This is a genomic window from Ruminococcus sp. OM06-36AC, assembly GCF_003438725.1.
Classification (GTDB): Bacteria; Bacillota; Clostridia; order Oscillospirales; family Ruminococcaceae; genus Ruminococcus_C; species Ruminococcus_C callidus.
In genome coordinates this window covers 1-16,146 of the sequence record NZ_QSTT01000014.1, presented here as the reverse complement: position 1 = coordinate 16,146, position 16,146 = coordinate 1, and the positions used below count along the sequence as shown (strand labels likewise).

Genomic DNA, 16,146 nt, shown 5'->3' with positions numbered 1-16,146 from the left:
TGATTCTCCTTAGTCTGTGCACTTTTTGAAGCAGAGTGTCGCATTGTGTCCGCCGAAGCCCAGCGAGTTGGACAGTGCGGCATTCACCGGCATCTCTACCGGACCGTCCACACAGTAATCCAGATCGCACTCCGGATCCGGTGTGGTATAGCCGATGGTCTGGTGAATGAAGCTGTCCCGAATGGACAGGGCACAAACTGCCGCTTCCACTGCACCGGTACCGCCCAGCATGTGACCGGTCATGGACTTGGTGGAGTTGATCTTCACCTTTCGTGCCTGCTCCTCGCCCAGAGCGATCTTCACCGCCTTGGTTTCCAGCATATCGTTCAGGTATGTGGAGGTGCCGTGGGCATTGATATAGGTGATGTCCTCCGGCTTCAGACCAGCTTCGGTGTAAGCCTCGATCATTGCCTTGGAAGATGCACCGCATTCGTCTGCCGGAGCTGTCATGTGGTATGCGTCGCAGGTCGCACCGTAGCCAGCCAGTTCGCAGTAGATCTTTGCACCGCGAGCCTTGGCGTGTTCGTATTCCTCCAGCACCAGTACCGCAGAGCCCTCACCCAGTACAAAGCCGCCGCGGTTCAGGTCGAACGGAGTGGAAGCCTTTGCCGGATCGCTCTCGGTAGTCAGTGCCTTCATGGTGCGGAAGCCGCCCAGTGTGAATTCGGTAATGGTGGATTCGCTGCCGCCGCAGAGGCAAACGTCCAGATAGCCGTCCTTGATCTTGCGGAACGCTTCGCCAATGGCGTGGGTCGCCGATGCACAGGCAGTGGTGGTGCAGAAGTTGTCGCCGCGGAAGCCGGTGCGGATCGCTACCTGTCCGGCAGCCATGTTGCCGATCATCATGGGCACAAAGAACGGAGAGATCCGTCCCGGTCCCTTTGCACGATACTTGTCGTGTTCTTCTTCGATTCTGCCGATGCCGCCGATGCCGCAGCCGATAATGGTGCCTACACGATACGGATCCATATCCTTGAAATCCGTGCCTGCGTCCTGCAACGCCTGAATCGCAGATGCCACGGCGATCTGGGTAAAGCGTTCCATGTGGCGAATGTCCTTGCGTTCAAAATATTCTGCGGGGTCGAAATCGCGGATAATGCCGGCAACGCTGACACCCAGTTCGGTGGTGTCAAAGCTGTCGATCTTGGAAACACCCAGTGTTCCCTTTTTTACGTTTTCCCAGAACTTTTCTACGGTGCTGCCCAGCGGGTTTACCGTACCCAGTCCGGTGATTACTACTCTTTTCATATTTCCTCGCTCTCTGCCGCCGTGCTGCGGCAAGCTTGTTTTTCATCTCAAAGCATTCTCAGACTGCCTTCCCTGAAAGAGAAGGCGAACCTGCGAAGCTGGTGGAAAAGTCCCTTACATCATCAGTCCGCCGGAGATCTCGATGGTCTGACCGGTGACATAGCTTGCATCTTCCGAGCAGAGGAACGAGATCACGCTCGCCACTTCTTCCGGATTGCCGTACCGCTTCATTGCCACCAATTCCAGCATCTTGTTCCGCTGTTCCTCGGTGAGAGCGTCAGTCATGGGCGTCTTGATGAAGCCCGGAGCAACGGCGTTGACGGTGACATTTCTGGCACCCAGTTCCTTTGCCACGGTCTTGGTCATGCCGATAATGGCAGCCTTGGAAGCGGAATAGTTGATCTGTCCCGGATTGCCGTACAGACCGGCTACCGATGCCAGACTGACAATGCGTCCGTGCCGCTGCCGCATCATGACAGCACCCACCAGCTTCATCATGTTGAACACGCTTTTCTGGTTGACGGCGATCACGGCATCATACTGTTCCTCGGACATGCGAACCATCAGACCGTCCTTGGTGATGCCGGCGTTGTTGACCAGTGCGTCGATCGAGCCGAAACGCTCTTTTACTGCCTTGGTAATTGCTTCGCACTGGGCATAATCTGCCACGTTTGCTGCGAACAGTTCTGCCTCTACGCCGAAGCTGCGGCATTCTTCTGCCACCTTTTCTGCGTTTGCTTTATCGGAATCGCTGGGGAAATGGTTGATCGCTACATTGTAGCCGTCCTTTGCCAGACGCTTTGCGATGCAGGCACCAATGCCCTGCGATGCACCTGTAATCAATGCTGTTGCCATAGTGATTTCTCCTTTATCTAGTATCTATCTGTATCTGCTGTCTTTCTGCATTAGTTCTTCCCTAACAACTGATATGCTTCTGCCCACATCTCGTCGATGACTTCCTTGCAGGGCTTGATATCGTGCACCATGCCGGCGATCAGACCGCACAGGAACGAGCCTTCGTCCACGTTGCCGTCTACCACTGCCTTGCGGAGAGAGCCGACTGTCATTGCCTCGAAATCCTCCGGCGGGCAGGCTGCCTTTTCCATTGCCTGCAACTTCTTGGTGTACTTAGTCTTGATGCCGCGGCAGGGGCTGCCGGAATAGAAGCCGGTGATCTGGTTGTCGGTGTCCTTTGCCTTAACGACCAGTTCCTTGTACTTCGGAGAGATCTGGCATTCCTCTGTTGCGAGGAACCGTGTGCCCAGCTGTACGCCCTCGGCACCCAGCATAAAGGCTGCGGCGATGCCTCTGCCGTCAGCGATACCGCCGGCAGCAATGACCGGAATGTCTACCGCATCGACCACCTGCGGCACCAGACACATGGTGGTGTTCATGCCGATATGTCCGCCGGACTCAGTGCCCTCTGCCACCAGTGCATCTGCACCGGAACGCTCCATACGCTTTGCCAGGGCTACAGACGGCACCACCGGAATCACCTTGATGCCGGCATTTTTCCATGCCTCCATGTACTTGCCGGGGTTGCCGGCACCGGTAGTCACGATCGGCACCTTTTCGTCAATGACCAGCTGTGCCAGATCGTCGGCGTTGGGGCTCATGAGCATGATGTTCACACCGAACGGGTTCTGCGTTTTTTCCTTGCAGATACGAATCTGTTCCCGCAGGTAATCAATGGGGGCACTGCCGCCGGCGATCAGGCCGACTGCTCCGGCATTGGATACCGCAGATGCCAGTGTGCTCTCTGCGATCCACGCCATACCGCCCTGAATCATGGGGTACTTGCTTCCCAGCAGTTTTGTAATTCTGGTTTCCATAGCTATGTTCCTTTCTATTTCAGGAGATGTTTTCTCAATATTCCATAATCAGTGCTGCATAGGTCAGACCTGCTCCGAAGCCGACCAGACAAACCTTATCGCCACGCTGGATCTTTCCGGCACGGATCGCTTCATCAAAGGCAATGGGGATCGAAGCACTGGAAGTGTTGCCGTGATATTCGATGTTGGTGATGACTTTTTCCATAGGCTGCTTCAGGAACTTCATTGCCGTTTCAATGATACGGATATTTGCCTGATGCGGAACGATCTTATCCAGTTCGTTCAGGTCGAAGCCGATCTTTTCCGCTGCCATTGTTGCCGCCTTTGCCAGTGCGTGGGTGGCAAACTTGTACACCTCTCTGCCGTCCTGCAGCATGGTGTGTTCCCAGCCCTCCGGACCTGCTCCGATGCCGTCATCATATTCTGCCTGACGCTCCGGCTTCACAAAGGGCGACTGAGGCAGTGCACTGTGGGCATAGAGGAACTTTGCACCGGTGCCGTCTGCACCCAGATGGCTGGTGTACAGAGCATCTTCCTTATACTCGATGACTGCCGCTGCGGCACCGTCCCCGAAGAGAATGCAGGAAGAACGGTCGCTATAGTTGGTGATCTTGGAAAGGCTCTCGTTTGCAACAACCAGTGCATACCGCATGGAGGAATCCGTTTTCAGGAAGCGGTGTGCGGTGTCCATGGCATAGACAAAGCCGGAGCATGCCGCATTCATATCAAAGCATGCCGCATTGGCTGCACCGGTTTCCCGCTGAATGATGCAGGACATAGACGGGGTGCAGTACTCCGGTGTAATGGTGGTGTCGATCAGCAGACCGATCTCCAGCGGATCGATGCCTGCCGCAGCAATGGCACGCTTGGCAGCTTCTGCCCCCATGTACCATGTCGGCTCGCCGTCTGAAATGTGGCGGGTGCCGATGCCGGTTCTGGTGCGGATCCACTCGTCGTTGGTTTCAACGATCTTTGCCATATCCTCATTGGTCACCTGAAATGCAGGCGTATAGCTTCCTGTTCCTAAAACGCGAATTCCCATGGAAAAATTTCCTCCGTTCCTCTTGTCACTTTCCTCATTTTGTGGTATGATAGATAGGGAACGTACCGCAGACAGAGGTTTCGGTACGCCCTGTAAAATTTAGAGTTTCCCTGCAATCACAGGATACACTTTCTATTATAGAATATTTTTACGCAATTTGCAATGTTCCCGAGTGGTTTTTCAAGTCGTGAAAGAGGAAATACTATTTTTTGCACAAATCTAAGCCTCTGATTTTGTACATCTTTGTACAACTCTTATGAGAAAGGAATGGTAGTTATGGCAACAATCGCACTTTTTTCCGGACAGGGTTCTCAATATGAGAAGATGGGACTGGATCTGGTACAGCAGGACGCTGCACTGGAGGAAATTTTTGAAGTCGCTTCGGAGGTTCTGGGCTTCGATCTGTATGCGGTCATCGCAGACAGCGACGCACAGACACTGGCTCACACCATTTATGCCCAGCCGGCAATCATGGCAACTTCTCTGATCTGTCTGGAGGCAGCCAAGAAGCGTGGTTTCACCTATGACGCCGTTGCCGGCCACTCTCTGGGCGAATATGCCGCAATGGTCGCTTCGGGCATGCTCTCTCTGGAGGACGGCTTTCGGGTCATCAAAGCTCGTTCAGAAGCCATGGACGCTGCGGCAAAGGCAGCCGACGGTGCCATGTGTGCAATCCTGAAGCTGGCTCCCGCAGAAGTGGAACGCATCTGTCAGGAAACGGAGGGCTATGTCATTCCGGCAAACTACAACTCCAGCGTACAGACCGTGATCGCCGGCGACCGTGATGCTGTGGAAAAGGCGGCTGCCGCTTGTGCCGCACTGAAGGCAAGAGCCGTACCGCTGGCTGTGGCAAGTGCATTCCACACCAAGCTGATGCAGCCGGCTGCGGATACCTTTTATAAAGCGATCCAGAACGTGAAGTTCTCTGCTCCGACGGTGCCCTTCTACTCCAACGTGCTGGGTGCTGTCCGGACAGACTTCTCCGATATGCCCAAGGCTCTGGCGGAACACATCGTTTCTCCGGTACGCTTCACCGACGAACTGGCAGCCATGCAGGCAGCCGGCATTGACACCTTTGTGGAATTCGGTCCCAAGAGCGTTCTCACTGGACTGGTCAAGAAAACCCTCAAGGGCGTGACTGCAAAGAACGTGGAAAATGTGGACACACTGGAAGGAGCACTGGCATAATGGAACAGTATACACTGATCGGACACCCGCTGGGACACTCCATGTCCCCGTTTATTCACGAACGGCTGTTCGCCATGGCGGGCAGAGAAGCCAGCTATACCCTTACCGACATTGCACCGGAGCATCTGGAGGGAAAAGAGCCCTATCTGCGTAGCTTACAGGGATTCAACATTACCATTCCCCATAAAATGGCGATTATTCCCATAGTGGACGAACTGGACGAAAGTGCAAAGCGGTACAACTCCGTCAACTGCGTGGCAAACCAGAACGGCAAGCTGATCGGCTATAACACCGACTGTGACGGCTTCACCATGTCTGTGAAAGAGTACCCCATGGACGGCAAGGTGCTGCTCATCGGCTGCGGCGGCGTAGGCAGAATGATCGCCACCGAAGCCCTGCGGCACGGGGCGAACCTGACCATTGGCATTATCCCGCAGGACAAGGAGCTGGTGGAAGCGTTCATTCAGGAGGCAAAACAGACCATGCCGGAAGCCAAGGTGACCTATGCTGTCACTGCGGACATTCACGACAAGTTTGATGTCATCATCAACGCTTCTCCGGTGGGCATGTTCCCCAAAGTGGACGCGTGTCCGGTATCTGATGAACTGATCGACGGGGCAGACTATTTCTTCGATGTCATCTACAACCCCACCAAGACGCTGTTCCTCCGCAAGGCTCTGGCTCAGGGCAAGGTGGCAAAGGGCGGTGCCGCTATGCTGGTATTGCAGGCAGTCCGTGCCCACGAGATCTGGAACGGCGACAGCTATACCGACAAGCAGATCGAATCCATTATCTGTGACATGGAAGAACGCATCGACGAACAGAATCAGACAAAGTGAGGCTGCATATGACGATTTTTCTTTGCGGCTTCATGGGCTGCGGCAAAACCACTGTGGGCGAGATTCTGGCGAAGCAGCTGGGGCTGCCGCTGATCGACACGGACGCTTATATTGTGGAACAGGAGGGCAGGAGCATTCCGGAAATTTTTGCTCAAGAGGGCGAACCGTATTTCCGGAAGGTGGAGGCTCAGGCGATCCGCACCCTGTGCACCAAAAACGCCGTGATCGCCTGCGGCGGCGGTGCCATGCTGAATCCGGACAGTGCTGCCTACGCCCGCGAAAACGGAGCTGTGGTACTGCTGAACGAATCCTTCGACACCTGCTATGCACGGATTCAGGGCGACACCAACCGCCCCATTGTGCAACGCAGCACCAAGGAAGAACTGCACCAGCTGTTTGACCAGCGTGCCGGCATCTACCGTGCCCACGCTTCCCACGTGGTAGACGGCGGTGTTTCGCCGGAACAAATGGCGGAACGTGTCGCCGCAGCGGTACAGTGACCGAACACCACACAATAGAATCAAGAAAACGCCGTCCGACAGGAGCATATGCCTGCCGGACGGCGTTTTTTATCGTTATCTGTCCTGTTATTCTGTCCAACTCGGTGTCAGACCTGCACCCTTTTCGGCACAGTATTTCAGAATCATATACATATCGGTGGTGTCGATTTTTCCGTCCCCGTTGACATCTGCCGCGTCCAGTGCAGCTGCTTCGGCAGCTTCGCCGTCTGTGGTCAGAGTGACAGCTTCCTTGCCGGAACCTTTCCACGCCAGATACTGCATGACGGCATAGAGGTCGCTGCTGGTGATCGCCTCGTCATTGTCCACATCGCCGGTATAGTACGCAGCAGTCAGGTCTACCGGCTCTCCGGAAGTCTGTATACTCTCGGCTGCCGACATCAGATATTCCAGCCCCACTTCTGCGGCGGGATATGCCTCCTGCAATTTTTCTGCAAGAGCGATGCCGTCATAGATGGATTCTACCTTGGTAACGTTGATCGATTCCCAAGAAATGCCGTCGCTGTAATCGATATTTCGGATTTCCACTTCTGCATCAGAATCCACTGTCCGTGCCAGCCGGAGCACAGCATCTTTTTCGGATTCCTCCACATTTTTCACCCAGATGCCGTTGTAGTAGTTCCCCTCTGCTCCCATTGCACAAACTGCGTGATAGGTTGACTGGAGCAAAACGCCGGCTTTCTGCAAGTCACGGGTAAGCTTCAGCACAGCATCTCGCTTGTTTTCAAAATCAGCGGGATTTTTGGAATTTACGCCGTCTGCATTCTTCTCATCACACATGGAAATCAGCCAGTTCTTATCACTGTCCTGAATCTTACTGTATCCGTCGAAACCCAATGCCGCCTGATTTTCGGCGTAGACCTTTTCAAATGTATCCAGATCGGAAACCAGAATCCCCGTATTATTAAACATATAGTGTTCAAAAATATACAGATTTGCCGATTCGGCTTTTCCGTCGGTATAAACGGTATAGGCATCGCTGTAATTTGTCGCCCTTGCCAAAAAAGACTTATCGTCCAGTTCGGTGTATCCCTTGGGTGGTTCCAGACTGGTGCTGTAAAACGCCACCGCACCGGCAGACATACTGGAAACAGAAGCCGCCGCTGTAGTCACTGCCAACGCAGATCCCAGTATCCTTTTCCATTTTTTCATCATAAAAATCATCTCCTTTATAATAATGAGGGATTGTGTTCCCATTTTCATTATAATTATTTTATGCACATCCGTCAATATCAACAGCAGAATTTCGGTATCTTCAACAAGAAATGATACTCTATTTTGTTCCTCCACGAAAATATTGGAGAAATCTGGAAAATGCAAAAAGACCGCACATTTCAAATGCACGGTCTGAGTTTGCCTATTCTTCCTCATACACCGGAAAATCTGCCGGATCATAGGGAATGTGGCTGCGGTCGTAGTAGTCCCTGACCGCGGCACGGACTGCCTGCTCCGCCAGCACGGAACAGTGCAGCTTCTGTTCCGGCAGCCCGTCCAGAGCCTCTGCCACGGCCTGATTGGTGAGAGCCAGTGCCTGTGACAGGGGCTTTCCGGTAATCAATACCGTTGCCATGGAACTGGAAGCAATGGCAGTGCCGCAGCCGAACGTTTCAAAGGTCGCCCTGGTGATGATGCCGTCCTGAATTTTCAGGTAAATTTTCATGGTATCGCCGCAGCGGGCACTGCCCACCTGTCCCACGCCGTCTGCGTCCTCCATGATGCCGACGTTCCGCGGGTTCATGAAATGATCCATGACCTTTGCACTATATAACATGGGGCTTTCTCCCTTCTTCCAAGTCCCGCCAAACCGGCGACATGCTCCGCAGACGTGTCACCACTTCCGGCACTGCTTTCAACAAGTATTCCACTTCTTCCGGCGTGTTCTCCGCAGACAGCGACAGCCGCAGAGAGCCGTGTGCCGCCTCATAGGGCACGCCCACTGCCAGCAGCACATGGCTGGGCTCCAGTGAACCGGAGGTGCAGGCAGAGCCGGAGGAGGCACAGATGCCCTTTGCGTCCAGCAGAAGCAGCAGGGCTTCGCCCGCTACGCCCTCGAAGCAGAAGTTCACGTTCCCCGCCAGACGGTTCTTCCGGTCGCCGCTAAGCAGACTGTGGGGAATGGTTTCCAGCCCTGCGATCAGCCGATCCCGCAGACCGGCAACATAGGCAGCGTTCTGTTCCAGATTTGCACATGCTTCCCGCAGTGCCGCCGCCATGCCTGCGATTGCCGGCAGATTTTCCGTGCCGGCACGCATGCCCCGTTCCTGTGCCCCGCCGCAGATCAGGCTGTGCAGCGGTGTCCCCCGTTTGGCGTACAGCACACCCACGCCTTTGGGACCATGGAATTTATGGGCGGACAGAGAGAGCATGTCCACCGGCAATTGCGACAGGTCGATCGGCACATGTCCCACCGCCTGCACGGCATCGGTGTGAAACAGCACACCCTTTTCACGGCAGACTGCTCCGATCTCTGCAATGGGTTCGATCGTGCCAATTTCATTGTTGGCAAACATCACACTGACCAGACAGGTGTCCGGACGAATTGCCGCCTGCACCGCTTCCGGTGTAACCATACCGGTTTCCGAAACCGGCAGCAGCGTCACGGAAAAGCCCTCCTCCTCCAGCTGCTTCAGGGTGTGAAGAATGGCGTGGTGCTCGATCGCGGTGGAAATGAGGTGCTTCTTACCGGACCTGGCACCGGCATAGGCGGCAGACCGCAGTGCCTGATTGTCGGCTTCGCTGCCGCCGGAGGTGAAGTAGATCTCTCTCTCCGTACAGCCCAGACAGCCGGCAATGTCCTGCCGTGCCTGCAACAAGGCTTCTGCGGCAGCCTGCCCTATATGGTGCAGACTGGAGGGGTTGCCGTAGTTCTGTTCCAGACAGGACAGCATGGCACGCACTGCCGCTTTAGAGGGCTTTGTGGTAGCTGCATTATCTGCGTATATTTGCAATGGGGATTCCTCCGTTTCCTTAGAACAAAAAGCGGGGATTGCCGCTGGTTTCCGGCACTCCCCGCTTTTCTATTGATAACCAGTTTTCTCTCTCGAAATTGCTGTTGGTTTTTTACTTGACTGCCTCGAAGCCCTGCTCCAGATCTGCCAGAATGTCGTCGATATGCTCGATACCGATAGACAGACGAACGGTGGTCGGTGTGATGCCGGCTGCCAGCAGTTCTTCCTCAGTCATCTGCGAATGGGTCGTAGATGCCGGATGGATCACCAGAGATTTCACGTCTGCGACGTTTGCCAGCAGCGAGAAGATCTTCAGGGATTCTGTGAACTTCTGTGCCTGCTCCTTGGTGCCGTTCAGTTCGAAGGTGAAGATCGATGCACCGCCGTTCGGATAGTACTTGTTGTACAGTTCCAGAGCCTTGCCGGTTGCCTGCGACGGGTGGTTGACCTTCTTGACCATGGGGTGATTCTTCAGGTAATCTACCACCTTCAGGGCGTTCTCTACGTGGCGTTCTACACGCAGGGACAGGGTTTCCAGCCCTTGCAGCAGCAGGAACGAATGGAACGGGGACAGGGTCGCACCGGTATCCCGCATCAGGGTGGTGCGAAGCTTCATGATATAGGCGATATTGCCGCATGCTTCTGTAAAGACAACGCCGTGATAGGACGGATTCGGCTTGGACAGTCCCGGAAACTTGTCGCTTGCTGCCCAGTCAAACTTACCGCCGTCTACAACAACACCGCCCATCACGGTACCGTGACCGCCGATGAACTTGGTTGCAGAGTGTACCACAACATCTGCACCGTGTTCCAGCGGACGGAACAGGAACGGTGTTGCGAAAGTGTTGTCCACGATCAGCGGCAGACCGTGCTTGTGAGCGATCTCTGCAATTGCTTCCATGTCTACCACGTCAGAATTCGGGTTGCCCAGAGATTCCACATACACTGCCTTGGTGTTCGGGCGAATGGCTGCTTCGATATTTGCCGGATCGTGTGCATCTACGAAAGTGGTTTCGATACCGATCTCTGCGTAAGTGTTTGCGAACAGGTTATAGGTGCCGCCGTAAACCGTCTGCGAAGAAACGATATGGTCGCCGCTGCCTGCGATATTGCGAATGGAATAGTCAATTGCTGCGGAACCGGTTGCGGTTGCCAGTGCAGCTGCACCGTTTTCCAGTGCGGCGATACGCTTTTCAAAAACGTCGTTGGTCGGGTTCATCAGACGGGTGTAGATGTTGCCCGGTTCTGTCAGACCGAAACGGCCGGCTGCCTGTGCGGAATCCTTGAACACATAAGAAGTGGTCGCATAGATCGGCACTGCTCTTGCATCAGTGGTCGGATCCGGCTGTTCCTGACCGACATGTACCTGTTTGGTTTCAAAACGATATTCCTGATTTGCCATGGTGAATCTTTCCTTTCTATTTCGTCCGTGCCCTGCGGGCATTCAGAAAACACTGCAAGCAGATTGTGTGCAAAGCCGTCAGGCGGGCTTTATGCAGTGTTTCTTTCGGTTTGGTTTCCTTTGCTATGGTTGTATTATATCACAATTCACCTATGGTGTCAATAGGTTTTCTATGTATTTTAAAATTTTGACGTTTTAGACAGATACCGCACTGTGAAATTGCCACACATCTGTGGAAATGTACAACATTCGGCAGCTGTGACAAAAACAACCCGACAAATCGTCGGGTTGTTTCCATTACAGTGTATATCCCTCTGCACGGAGGGCATCGATCAGGTCGCCCAGAATCTCGGCGTTGGTGGAAGACACCGCGTGCAGCAGGAGGATCTCGCCGCCGTGTGCGTGTGCCCTGAGCCGTTCCAGAGATTCTGCCGGATCCGGCTGGGCATCGGTTTTCCAGTCCACGTAGGCATCGCTCCAGAACAGTGTCCGATAGCCGCATGCCTGTGCGGTTTCCAGTGCCGCCTCGGAGTATTCCCCGCAGGGGCAGCGGAAATACTGCATCTCATAGCCGTATTTGTCCAGCACATACTGGTGCAGATCCATAATTTCCGCCTTGGCTTCTGCTTCGGAAAGCGTAGGCAGGCTGGCATGTGTCATGCCGTGGTTGCCCAGCACGTGTCCCTCTGCAATCATGCGGTTCACAAGATCTGTTTCCTTTTTGGCATAGTCGCCGGTGAGGAAAAAGACGGCGTGCACCTGCTTTTCCCGCAGGGTGTCCAGAATCTGTCCGGTATAGCCGTTCTCGTACCCCTGGTCAAAGGTCAGCAAGATCTGGCTGCGGTCGGGCGTTGTGGCGTAGGCATCGTATCGGGCATACTGTGCGTCAAATGCCACCGCATCGACGGGACGGTTTTCACTGTCCACCGCGGTGCCCTGCCCGTAGCCGATCACCTCGCCGCTGACGGCACTGACCGGCGAAACCGGAAGCACTGCCACTGTCAGCAAGCCGGACAACAGACCAGTCGTCCAACGATTTCTCATCTGCATTCCCTCCCTCGCTGCATTTGCAGCTGTAGAGAGTTTGTGCAGAATGGAAGTGAAAATTCGTTGGAAATATCCCGCTGGGATATTTTCAAGTTATTTCTTTTTGAAAAAGGGCAGCCAGGGAAAGCGGTCTTGTTCGCTTTCCCTCGAAAATCTGTCGATTTTCTCACCCTTTTCTCCGTGTGCCCAAAGCATGGCACAGAGATTTCGCTGTCTGCGGACAGCGACCAGGGCTTCTCGCCCTGGACCTCGCCAGCATTTTTGAAAAACTGCTGGACCGAAAAACTTTACTTTTCGGTGCAATTTTTCACCATGCGTACAGCACCTCGCAAGCAGCAATTCGCCTTAATAGAACGTTGCCACTTCCTGTTCCGGTGCACTTGTCATCACAACTTCCTGCACCTGCAACACCGGTCCCTTGCCGCGGTACAGCTTATGCTTCTGCACGTGGATCTTTCCGGTCACCTGCACCCACTGCCGTGTCTGGAGCACGCTTGCCTTTTCCCACTCTGCCACAACGCAGCTATACGTAATATCTTCCACACAGCAGGTCATCACGTGTCTGCCTACGGCAAACGTATTGGGCGGGAATTTCGGATCTACGGCAACAATACCGCGGAATGAAACGGTCTTGCCGTCATATTTTTTCGGGTCTTCCATGATGTCCCGATACCACAGAGCATAGTCCGTGTCTGCCAGCCGAATCACCGGTGCATTTACGTCAAAGGGCAGCGGATCCTCGATCTCGTCGTATTCCACATGTCCGTCTGCATACTCATAGGCAATATCTGTCCGGCGGCTGACACCGCGGACGATCTTGTGAAATTCCATTTTGTCCATGTCCTTGCCGAACCGGTTGAACACTACCAGTTCGCAGGTGTTCAGCTTGTCCACCACAAGGCTCCGCATATTGGCGTTATATTGCAGGAACGTGGTGGCATCGGCAAAGAACATTTCCTGATACACCGCCCAGTCGTCCGGCAGATTCTGGAACAGCTGCTGTAGCTGCCACATGCCGTTGTACTCCAGCACCACGCGGGTAGCACCGCATTCTTTCAGCAGTTCCTGCAAGTGTGCCGGATTCAGTTCCTCCGGCTCCTCAATGGTGCGGATATAGATTTCCTGACAGGGCATAGCGGAAATATCGTATTCCTCCTCGCCCTCTTCACAGAGCAACAGCATGGTCTTTTCGCCGGAATTGAACCGCTTGTCCTCTAAGGTTTCCTGAATAAACTTGGTCTTGCCTGCTTCCAGAAAGCCGGTAAACAGGTATACCGGAACGTCATTTTCCTGAGGCTGTTGTCCTCCTGCCATGATGTTGTCCTCCTTTTATTCTGCGTGGAACAGTTCGGTCAGGGCATCTTCGTGAATGCCGGAGCCAATGACACAAAGCCGTCCGGTGGTGCCGGCACTGCCGCTGCGAACGTCCGGTGTACCCGGTACATAGTCAAAGTGGATCCAGCTGCCGTCCTCTGCCGGTACAATGCCCTTGGCACGGAGGATCATACCGTACTTGTCTGCGTCTTCCAGAGCCGTCAGAGCGTTGGTGATCTCCTCCTTGGTGTACTTCCGGGCAGACTCTACGCCCCAGCTGGTGAACACTTCGTCTGCATGGTGGTGATGCTCGTGATCGTGGTCATGGCAGCCGCAGGTGCAGTTCTCGTCATGTTCGTCGTGGTCATGGTGGTGATGGTGTTCATGTTCCTCATGATCATGGTCATGATCGTGGCAGCCGCAGGTGCAGTTCTCGTCATGTTCGTCGTGGTCATGGTGGTGATGGTGTTCATGTTCCTCATGGTCATGATCGTGGTGGTGATGATCGTGTGCAGCGGCTTCTGCCAGCAATTCCTGTAATTCGTCGTCCAGTGTGTTCTTCTGAGTCATTGCCTCAACCAGCTGCTTGCCGGTCAGTTCTGCCCAGTCCGTGGTGACGATAGGAGCCTTTTCGTTGCAGGTCCGCAGACGGCGAACGCAGTCGTCCAGCTTCTCCTGCGACAGACCAGCGGTATGGCTCAAGATCAGGCAGCTTGCATAGGTGATCTGATTGTTGAAGAACTCGCCGAAGTTCTTCTGATACATCTTGCACTTCTTGGCATCGACTACTGTGGTGAAGCCGTCCAGTTCCACGTCATGGGCATGGATATTCTGGACTGCACGAATGACATCGCTCAGCTTGCCCACGCCGGAAGGTTCGATCAGGATGCGATCCGGGTGGTACTGTTCCAGCACCTTTTCCAGAGCCTTGCCAAAGTCGCCTACCAGACTACAGCAGATACAGCCGGAGTTCATCTCGGTGATCTCTACGCCGGCGTCCTGCAAAAAGCCGCCGTCAATACCGATCTCGCCGAATTCGTTTTCGATGAGCACCAGCTTTTCGCCAACATAGCCTTCCTGAATCAGTTTCTGGATCAGCGTGGTTTTACCGGCACCCAAAAAGCCGGAGAATATTGTAATTTTTGTCATTTTTATCTGCACTTCTTTCTCTCGATCTCAACAGCCGGAAGCATATTTTCGCTGAGGCTGCATAATATTAGTATAGCACAGTTTTTCCGGAGATGCAAGGGCTTTTCGGGCAGTTTGCATGGAATTTTTATGAATGCAGAAGAACACGTTCCCAGCGAAACTGTTTCCCCAGAAAATGCAAAAGGACGGTTTTCACCGTCCCCTGCGTGGTTTCAGGAATATGGCACATTTTCCGCAAAAGATGTACAGATTTGGGAATTACCGTTTGACTGCCATTTCCGGCTGTTCCGATACAGCTGCTGATTCCGGCAGGATTCCCGCCGCCAGCAGCTGTGCGGCAATCCATGTGACAACGTCCTCCGGCTGCGGCTTGTCCTGCTGACGGGGGATTTCTGCCCACGCCTGCTGCACGTCCGCGTCCGGATTGTTCATGCCCTGCCGGATTGCCTCTGCGATTTCCGCCTGCACTTCCTCCGCAGAGGTGCAATATTGGTCTGCCACCTGTTTCCAAAGATTCTGCATATGAAAAAGCCTCCTTTTGTCAGACCTGTCGGGCGGCAAAGCCATTGCGATCGCCGATGGCTTCCGGCTTTTGCCGTTTCTGCGTTCCGACAGGTCTATTATATCAAATTCTGCTGTCGGCTTTTGTCGGAATCGTGCCGCAGTTTTCCCCTTTTCTGCCCCGATTCTGCCGGAATTCCGTACATTTTCGGATATATGTACGAAGTGTACAAATGTCAAATGAAAAAAATTGCAAAAAGTAGTTGACAAGGCGGTTTTTTTGTGCTATAATAATTTATGTTGCAGGTTTCCTGTACAAAACAATTTTCATAGGGGTATAGCTCAGCTGGTAGAGCAGTGGTCTCCAAAACCACGTGTCCCGAGTTCGATTCTTGGTGCCCCTGCCAAATGGAAAAACCGTCGCATGATATTGCGGCGGTTTTTGTTTTATCTGTATAAAGGAAGAAGCCCGATCCAGTTTTCACCACAAAGACAAACTGGATCGGGCTTTTTTCAATTCATCATATATAAAACAAAAAAGCGAATCACTTTCGTGATTCGCTTATCTTGGCTCCTCCAGTTGGACTCGAACCAACGACCCTGCGGTTAACAGCCGCATGCTCTACCGACTGAGCTATAGAGGAATATCTAAGAGCACATTTGCATGTGCTCTTGTGCCGGCATTGCCCAATTTTTCCAGATCGAGATGATCAAGTATCGTAGGCGTAAAAGAGCTTAACTTCCGTGTTCGGAATGGGAACGGGTGGAACCTCTTTGCCATAAACACCGACTAAAAGAAAAATGGTGACCCGTACCAGACTCGAACTGGTGATGCCGCCGTGAGAGGGCGGAGTCTTAACCGCTTGACCAACGGGCCTTAATTGGTGCACCATCGGGGACTCGAACCCAGGACCCACTGATTAAGAGTCAGTTGCTCTACCAACTGAGCTAATGGTGCATTTGCTATAATAAAATTATAGCATATAAGTTCCGTTTTGTCAAGGGGTAAAACCCATTTTTCTTTAAAAACTTTCAAACATTATAATGAACTCAAATGCCATATCAGACGCAATGAACAAAAGGAAAAGCGAACGACCGATTAGTATCTGCAAGCTAAA

15 protein-coding genes, 4 tRNA genes and 1 rRNA gene are annotated in these 16,146 nt (G+C 53.4%); 4 read left to right on the top strand and 16 right to left on the bottom strand.

The genetic code is table 11. From position 1 onward, the window contains the following. Positions 1–9 precede the first annotated feature (9 nt). The 4 genes from fabF to DXB92_RS09485 all read right to left on the bottom strand — a co-directional run bounded on the left by fabF (position 10) and on the right by DXB92_RS09485 (position 4,122). Complete coding sequence (fabF, locus tag DXB92_RS09500) at positions 10–1,248, bottom strand: beta-ketoacyl-ACP synthase II (protein ID WP_117733695.1); 1,239 nt, start codon at positions 1,246–1,248, stop codon at positions 10–12. 114 nt (positions 1,249–1,362) lie between these two features. After that, positions 1,363–2,103 carry a 3-oxoacyl-[acyl-carrier-protein] reductase gene (fabG, locus tag DXB92_RS09495; protein ID WP_117733694.1) on the bottom strand — a complete coding sequence of 247 codons (741 nt, stop codon included), beginning with the start codon at positions 2,101–2,103 and terminating at the stop codon, positions 1,363–1,365. A gap of 50 nt (positions 2,104–2,153) precedes the next feature. After that, positions 2,154–3,080 (bottom strand): enoyl-[acyl-carrier-protein] reductase FabK, encoded by a 927-nt coding sequence (gene fabK, locus DXB92_RS09490; RefSeq protein WP_117733693.1) that lies wholly within the window; start codon positions 3,078–3,080, stop codon positions 2,154–2,156. A 34-nt stretch (positions 3,081–3,114) separates the two neighbouring features. Continuing rightward, complete coding sequence (locus DXB92_RS09485; RefSeq protein ID WP_117733692.1) at positions 3,115–4,122, bottom strand: beta-ketoacyl-ACP synthase III; 1,008 nt, start codon at positions 4,120–4,122, stop codon at positions 3,115–3,117. A 276-nt stretch (positions 4,123–4,398) separates the two neighbouring features. Here DXB92_RS09485 and fabD point away from each other — a divergent pair, with 276 nt between their 5' ends. The 3 genes from fabD to DXB92_RS09470 are packed head-to-tail and all read left to right on the top strand — an operon-like array spanning position 4,399 to position 6,649. Then, complete coding sequence (gene fabD, locus DXB92_RS09480) at positions 4,399–5,310, top strand: ACP S-malonyltransferase (protein ID WP_117733691.1); 912 nt, start codon at positions 4,399–4,401, stop codon at positions 5,308–5,310. Beyond that, positions 5,310–6,149, top strand: a complete 840-nt coding sequence (locus tag DXB92_RS09475; protein WP_117733690.1) for a shikimate dehydrogenase — start codon at positions 5,310–5,312, stop codon at positions 6,147–6,149. The genes fabD and DXB92_RS09475 overlap by 1 nt, the downstream gene beginning before the upstream one ends. Before the next feature lie 8 nt (positions 6,150–6,157). Beyond that, the gene (locus DXB92_RS09470) at positions 6,158–6,649 is read left to right on the top strand and encodes a shikimate kinase (protein ID WP_021683720.1); all 492 of its coding nucleotides are present in this window, start codon (positions 6,158–6,160) and stop codon (positions 6,647–6,649) included. Positions 6,650–6,736: 87 nt separating this feature from the next. Here DXB92_RS09470 and DXB92_RS09465 read toward each other — a convergent pair whose 3' ends face one another. The 8 genes from DXB92_RS09465 to DXB92_RS13730 all read right to left on the bottom strand — a co-directional run bounded on the left by DXB92_RS09465 (position 6,737) and on the right by DXB92_RS13730 (position 15,049). Continuing rightward, entirely contained in the window at positions 6,737–7,822 is a 1,086-nt protein-coding gene (locus DXB92_RS09465; RefSeq protein ID WP_117733689.1) for a dockerin type I domain-containing protein, read from the bottom strand. Between the two features lie 202 nt (positions 7,823–8,024). Further along, on the bottom strand, positions 8,025–8,438 hold the full coding sequence (locus tag DXB92_RS09460; protein ID WP_021683722.1) for an iron-sulfur cluster assembly scaffold protein NifU: 414 nt from the start codon (positions 8,436–8,438) through the stop codon (positions 8,025–8,027). Further along, positions 8,428–9,615 (bottom strand): cysteine desulfurase NifS, encoded by a 1,188-nt coding sequence (gene nifS, locus DXB92_RS09455; RefSeq protein WP_117733688.1) that lies wholly within the window; start codon positions 9,613–9,615, stop codon positions 8,428–8,430. The genes DXB92_RS09460 and nifS overlap by 11 nt, the downstream gene beginning before the upstream one ends. Before the next feature lie 112 nt (positions 9,616–9,727). Then, positions 9,728–11,017: an O-acetylhomoserine aminocarboxypropyltransferase/cysteine synthase family protein gene (locus DXB92_RS09450; RefSeq protein ID WP_117733687.1), complete on the bottom strand. Its 1,290-nt coding sequence runs from the start codon at positions 11,015–11,017 to the stop codon at positions 9,728–9,730. A 297-nt stretch (positions 11,018–11,314) separates the two neighbouring features. Further along, positions 11,315–12,061 carry a polysaccharide deacetylase family protein gene (locus tag DXB92_RS09445; RefSeq protein WP_040648476.1) on the bottom strand — a complete coding sequence of 249 codons (747 nt, stop codon included), beginning with the start codon at positions 12,059–12,061 and terminating at the stop codon, positions 11,315–11,317. Between the two features lie 348 nt (positions 12,062–12,409). Continuing rightward, a complete protein-coding gene (locus DXB92_RS09440) occupies positions 12,410–13,378 on the bottom strand; it encodes a TIGR03943 family protein (protein WP_021683728.1) in 969 nt (322 codons plus the stop codon). A 15-nt stretch (positions 13,379–13,393) separates the two neighbouring features. Beyond that, positions 13,394–14,527 (bottom strand): GTP-binding protein, encoded by a 1,134-nt coding sequence (locus tag DXB92_RS09435; RefSeq protein ID WP_117733686.1) that lies wholly within the window; start codon positions 14,525–14,527, stop codon positions 13,394–13,396. A gap of 258 nt (positions 14,528–14,785) precedes the next feature. Continuing rightward, entirely contained in the window at positions 14,786–15,049 is a 264-nt protein-coding gene (locus tag DXB92_RS13730; RefSeq protein ID WP_181977015.1) for a sporulation initiation factor Spo0A C-terminal domain-containing protein, read from the bottom strand. Between the two features lie 310 nt (positions 15,050–15,359). Here DXB92_RS13730 and DXB92_RS09425 point away from each other — a divergent pair. Continuing rightward, positions 15,360–15,435: transfer RNA gene (locus DXB92_RS09425), tRNA-Trp, on the top strand. Between the two features lie 161 nt (positions 15,436–15,596). Here the strand turns inward: DXB92_RS09425 and DXB92_RS09420 are convergent. The 4 genes from DXB92_RS09420 to DXB92_RS09405 all read right to left on the bottom strand — a co-directional run bounded on the left by DXB92_RS09420 (position 15,597) and on the right by DXB92_RS09405 (position 15,986). Next, a tRNA-Asn gene (locus DXB92_RS09420) sits at positions 15,597–15,672 on the bottom strand. A 31-nt stretch (positions 15,673–15,703) separates the two neighbouring features. Beyond that, positions 15,704–15,819 (bottom strand): 5S ribosomal RNA (gene rrf, locus DXB92_RS09415). Positions 15,820–15,830: 11 nt separating this feature from the next. After that, positions 15,831–15,905 (bottom strand) — tRNA-Glu (locus tag DXB92_RS09410). Between the two features lie 5 nt (positions 15,906–15,910). Next, positions 15,911–15,986, bottom strand: a tRNA-Lys gene (locus tag DXB92_RS09405). Positions 15,987–16,146: the final 160 nt, after the last annotated feature.

Coding starts and splice junctions, on each gene's coding strand:
- fabK (WP_117733693.1), bottom strand. CDS start 3,080: ATGGAAACCAGAATTACAAAACTGCTGGGAAGCAAGTACCCCATGATT.
- DXB92_RS09470 (WP_021683720.1), top strand. CDS start 6,158: ATGACGATTTTTCTTTGCGGCTTCATGGGCTGCGGCAAAACCACTGTG.
- fabF (WP_117733695.1), bottom strand. CDS start 1,248: ATGAAAAGAGTAGTAATCACCGGACTGGGTACGGTAAACCCGCTGGGC.
- DXB92_RS13730 (WP_181977015.1), bottom strand. CDS start 15,049: ATGCAGAATCTTTGGAAACAGGTGGCAGACCAATATTGCACCTCTGCG.
- DXB92_RS09485 (WP_117733692.1), bottom strand. CDS start 4,122: ATGGGAATTCGCGTTTTAGGAACAGGAAGCTATACGCCTGCATTTCAG.
- fabD (WP_117733691.1), top strand. CDS start 4,399: ATGGCAACAATCGCACTTTTTTCCGGACAGGGTTCTCAATATGAGAAG.
- DXB92_RS09460 (WP_021683722.1), bottom strand. CDS start 8,438: ATGTTATATAGTGCAAAGGTCATGGATCATTTCATGAACCCGCGGAAC.
- DXB92_RS09445 (WP_040648476.1), bottom strand. CDS start 12,061: ATGAGAAATCGTTGGACGACTGGTCTGTTGTCCGGCTTGCTGACAGTG.
- DXB92_RS09435 (WP_117733686.1), bottom strand. CDS start 14,527: ATGACAAAAATTACAATATTCTCCGGCTTTTTGGGTGCCGGTAAAACC.
- fabG (WP_117733694.1), bottom strand. CDS start 2,103: ATGGCAACAGCATTGATTACAGGTGCATCGCAGGGCATTGGTGCCTGC.
- DXB92_RS09440 (WP_021683728.1), bottom strand. CDS start 13,378: ATGGCAGGAGGACAACAGCCTCAGGAAAATGACGTTCCGGTATACCTG.
- DXB92_RS09450 (WP_117733687.1), bottom strand. CDS start 11,017: ATGGCAAATCAGGAATATCGTTTTGAAACCAAACAGGTACATGTCGGT.
- DXB92_RS09465 (WP_117733689.1), bottom strand. CDS start 7,822: ATGATGAAAAAATGGAAAAGGATACTGGGATCTGCGTTGGCAGTGACT.
- DXB92_RS09475 (WP_117733690.1), top strand. CDS start 5,310: ATGGAACAGTATACACTGATCGGACACCCGCTGGGACACTCCATGTCC.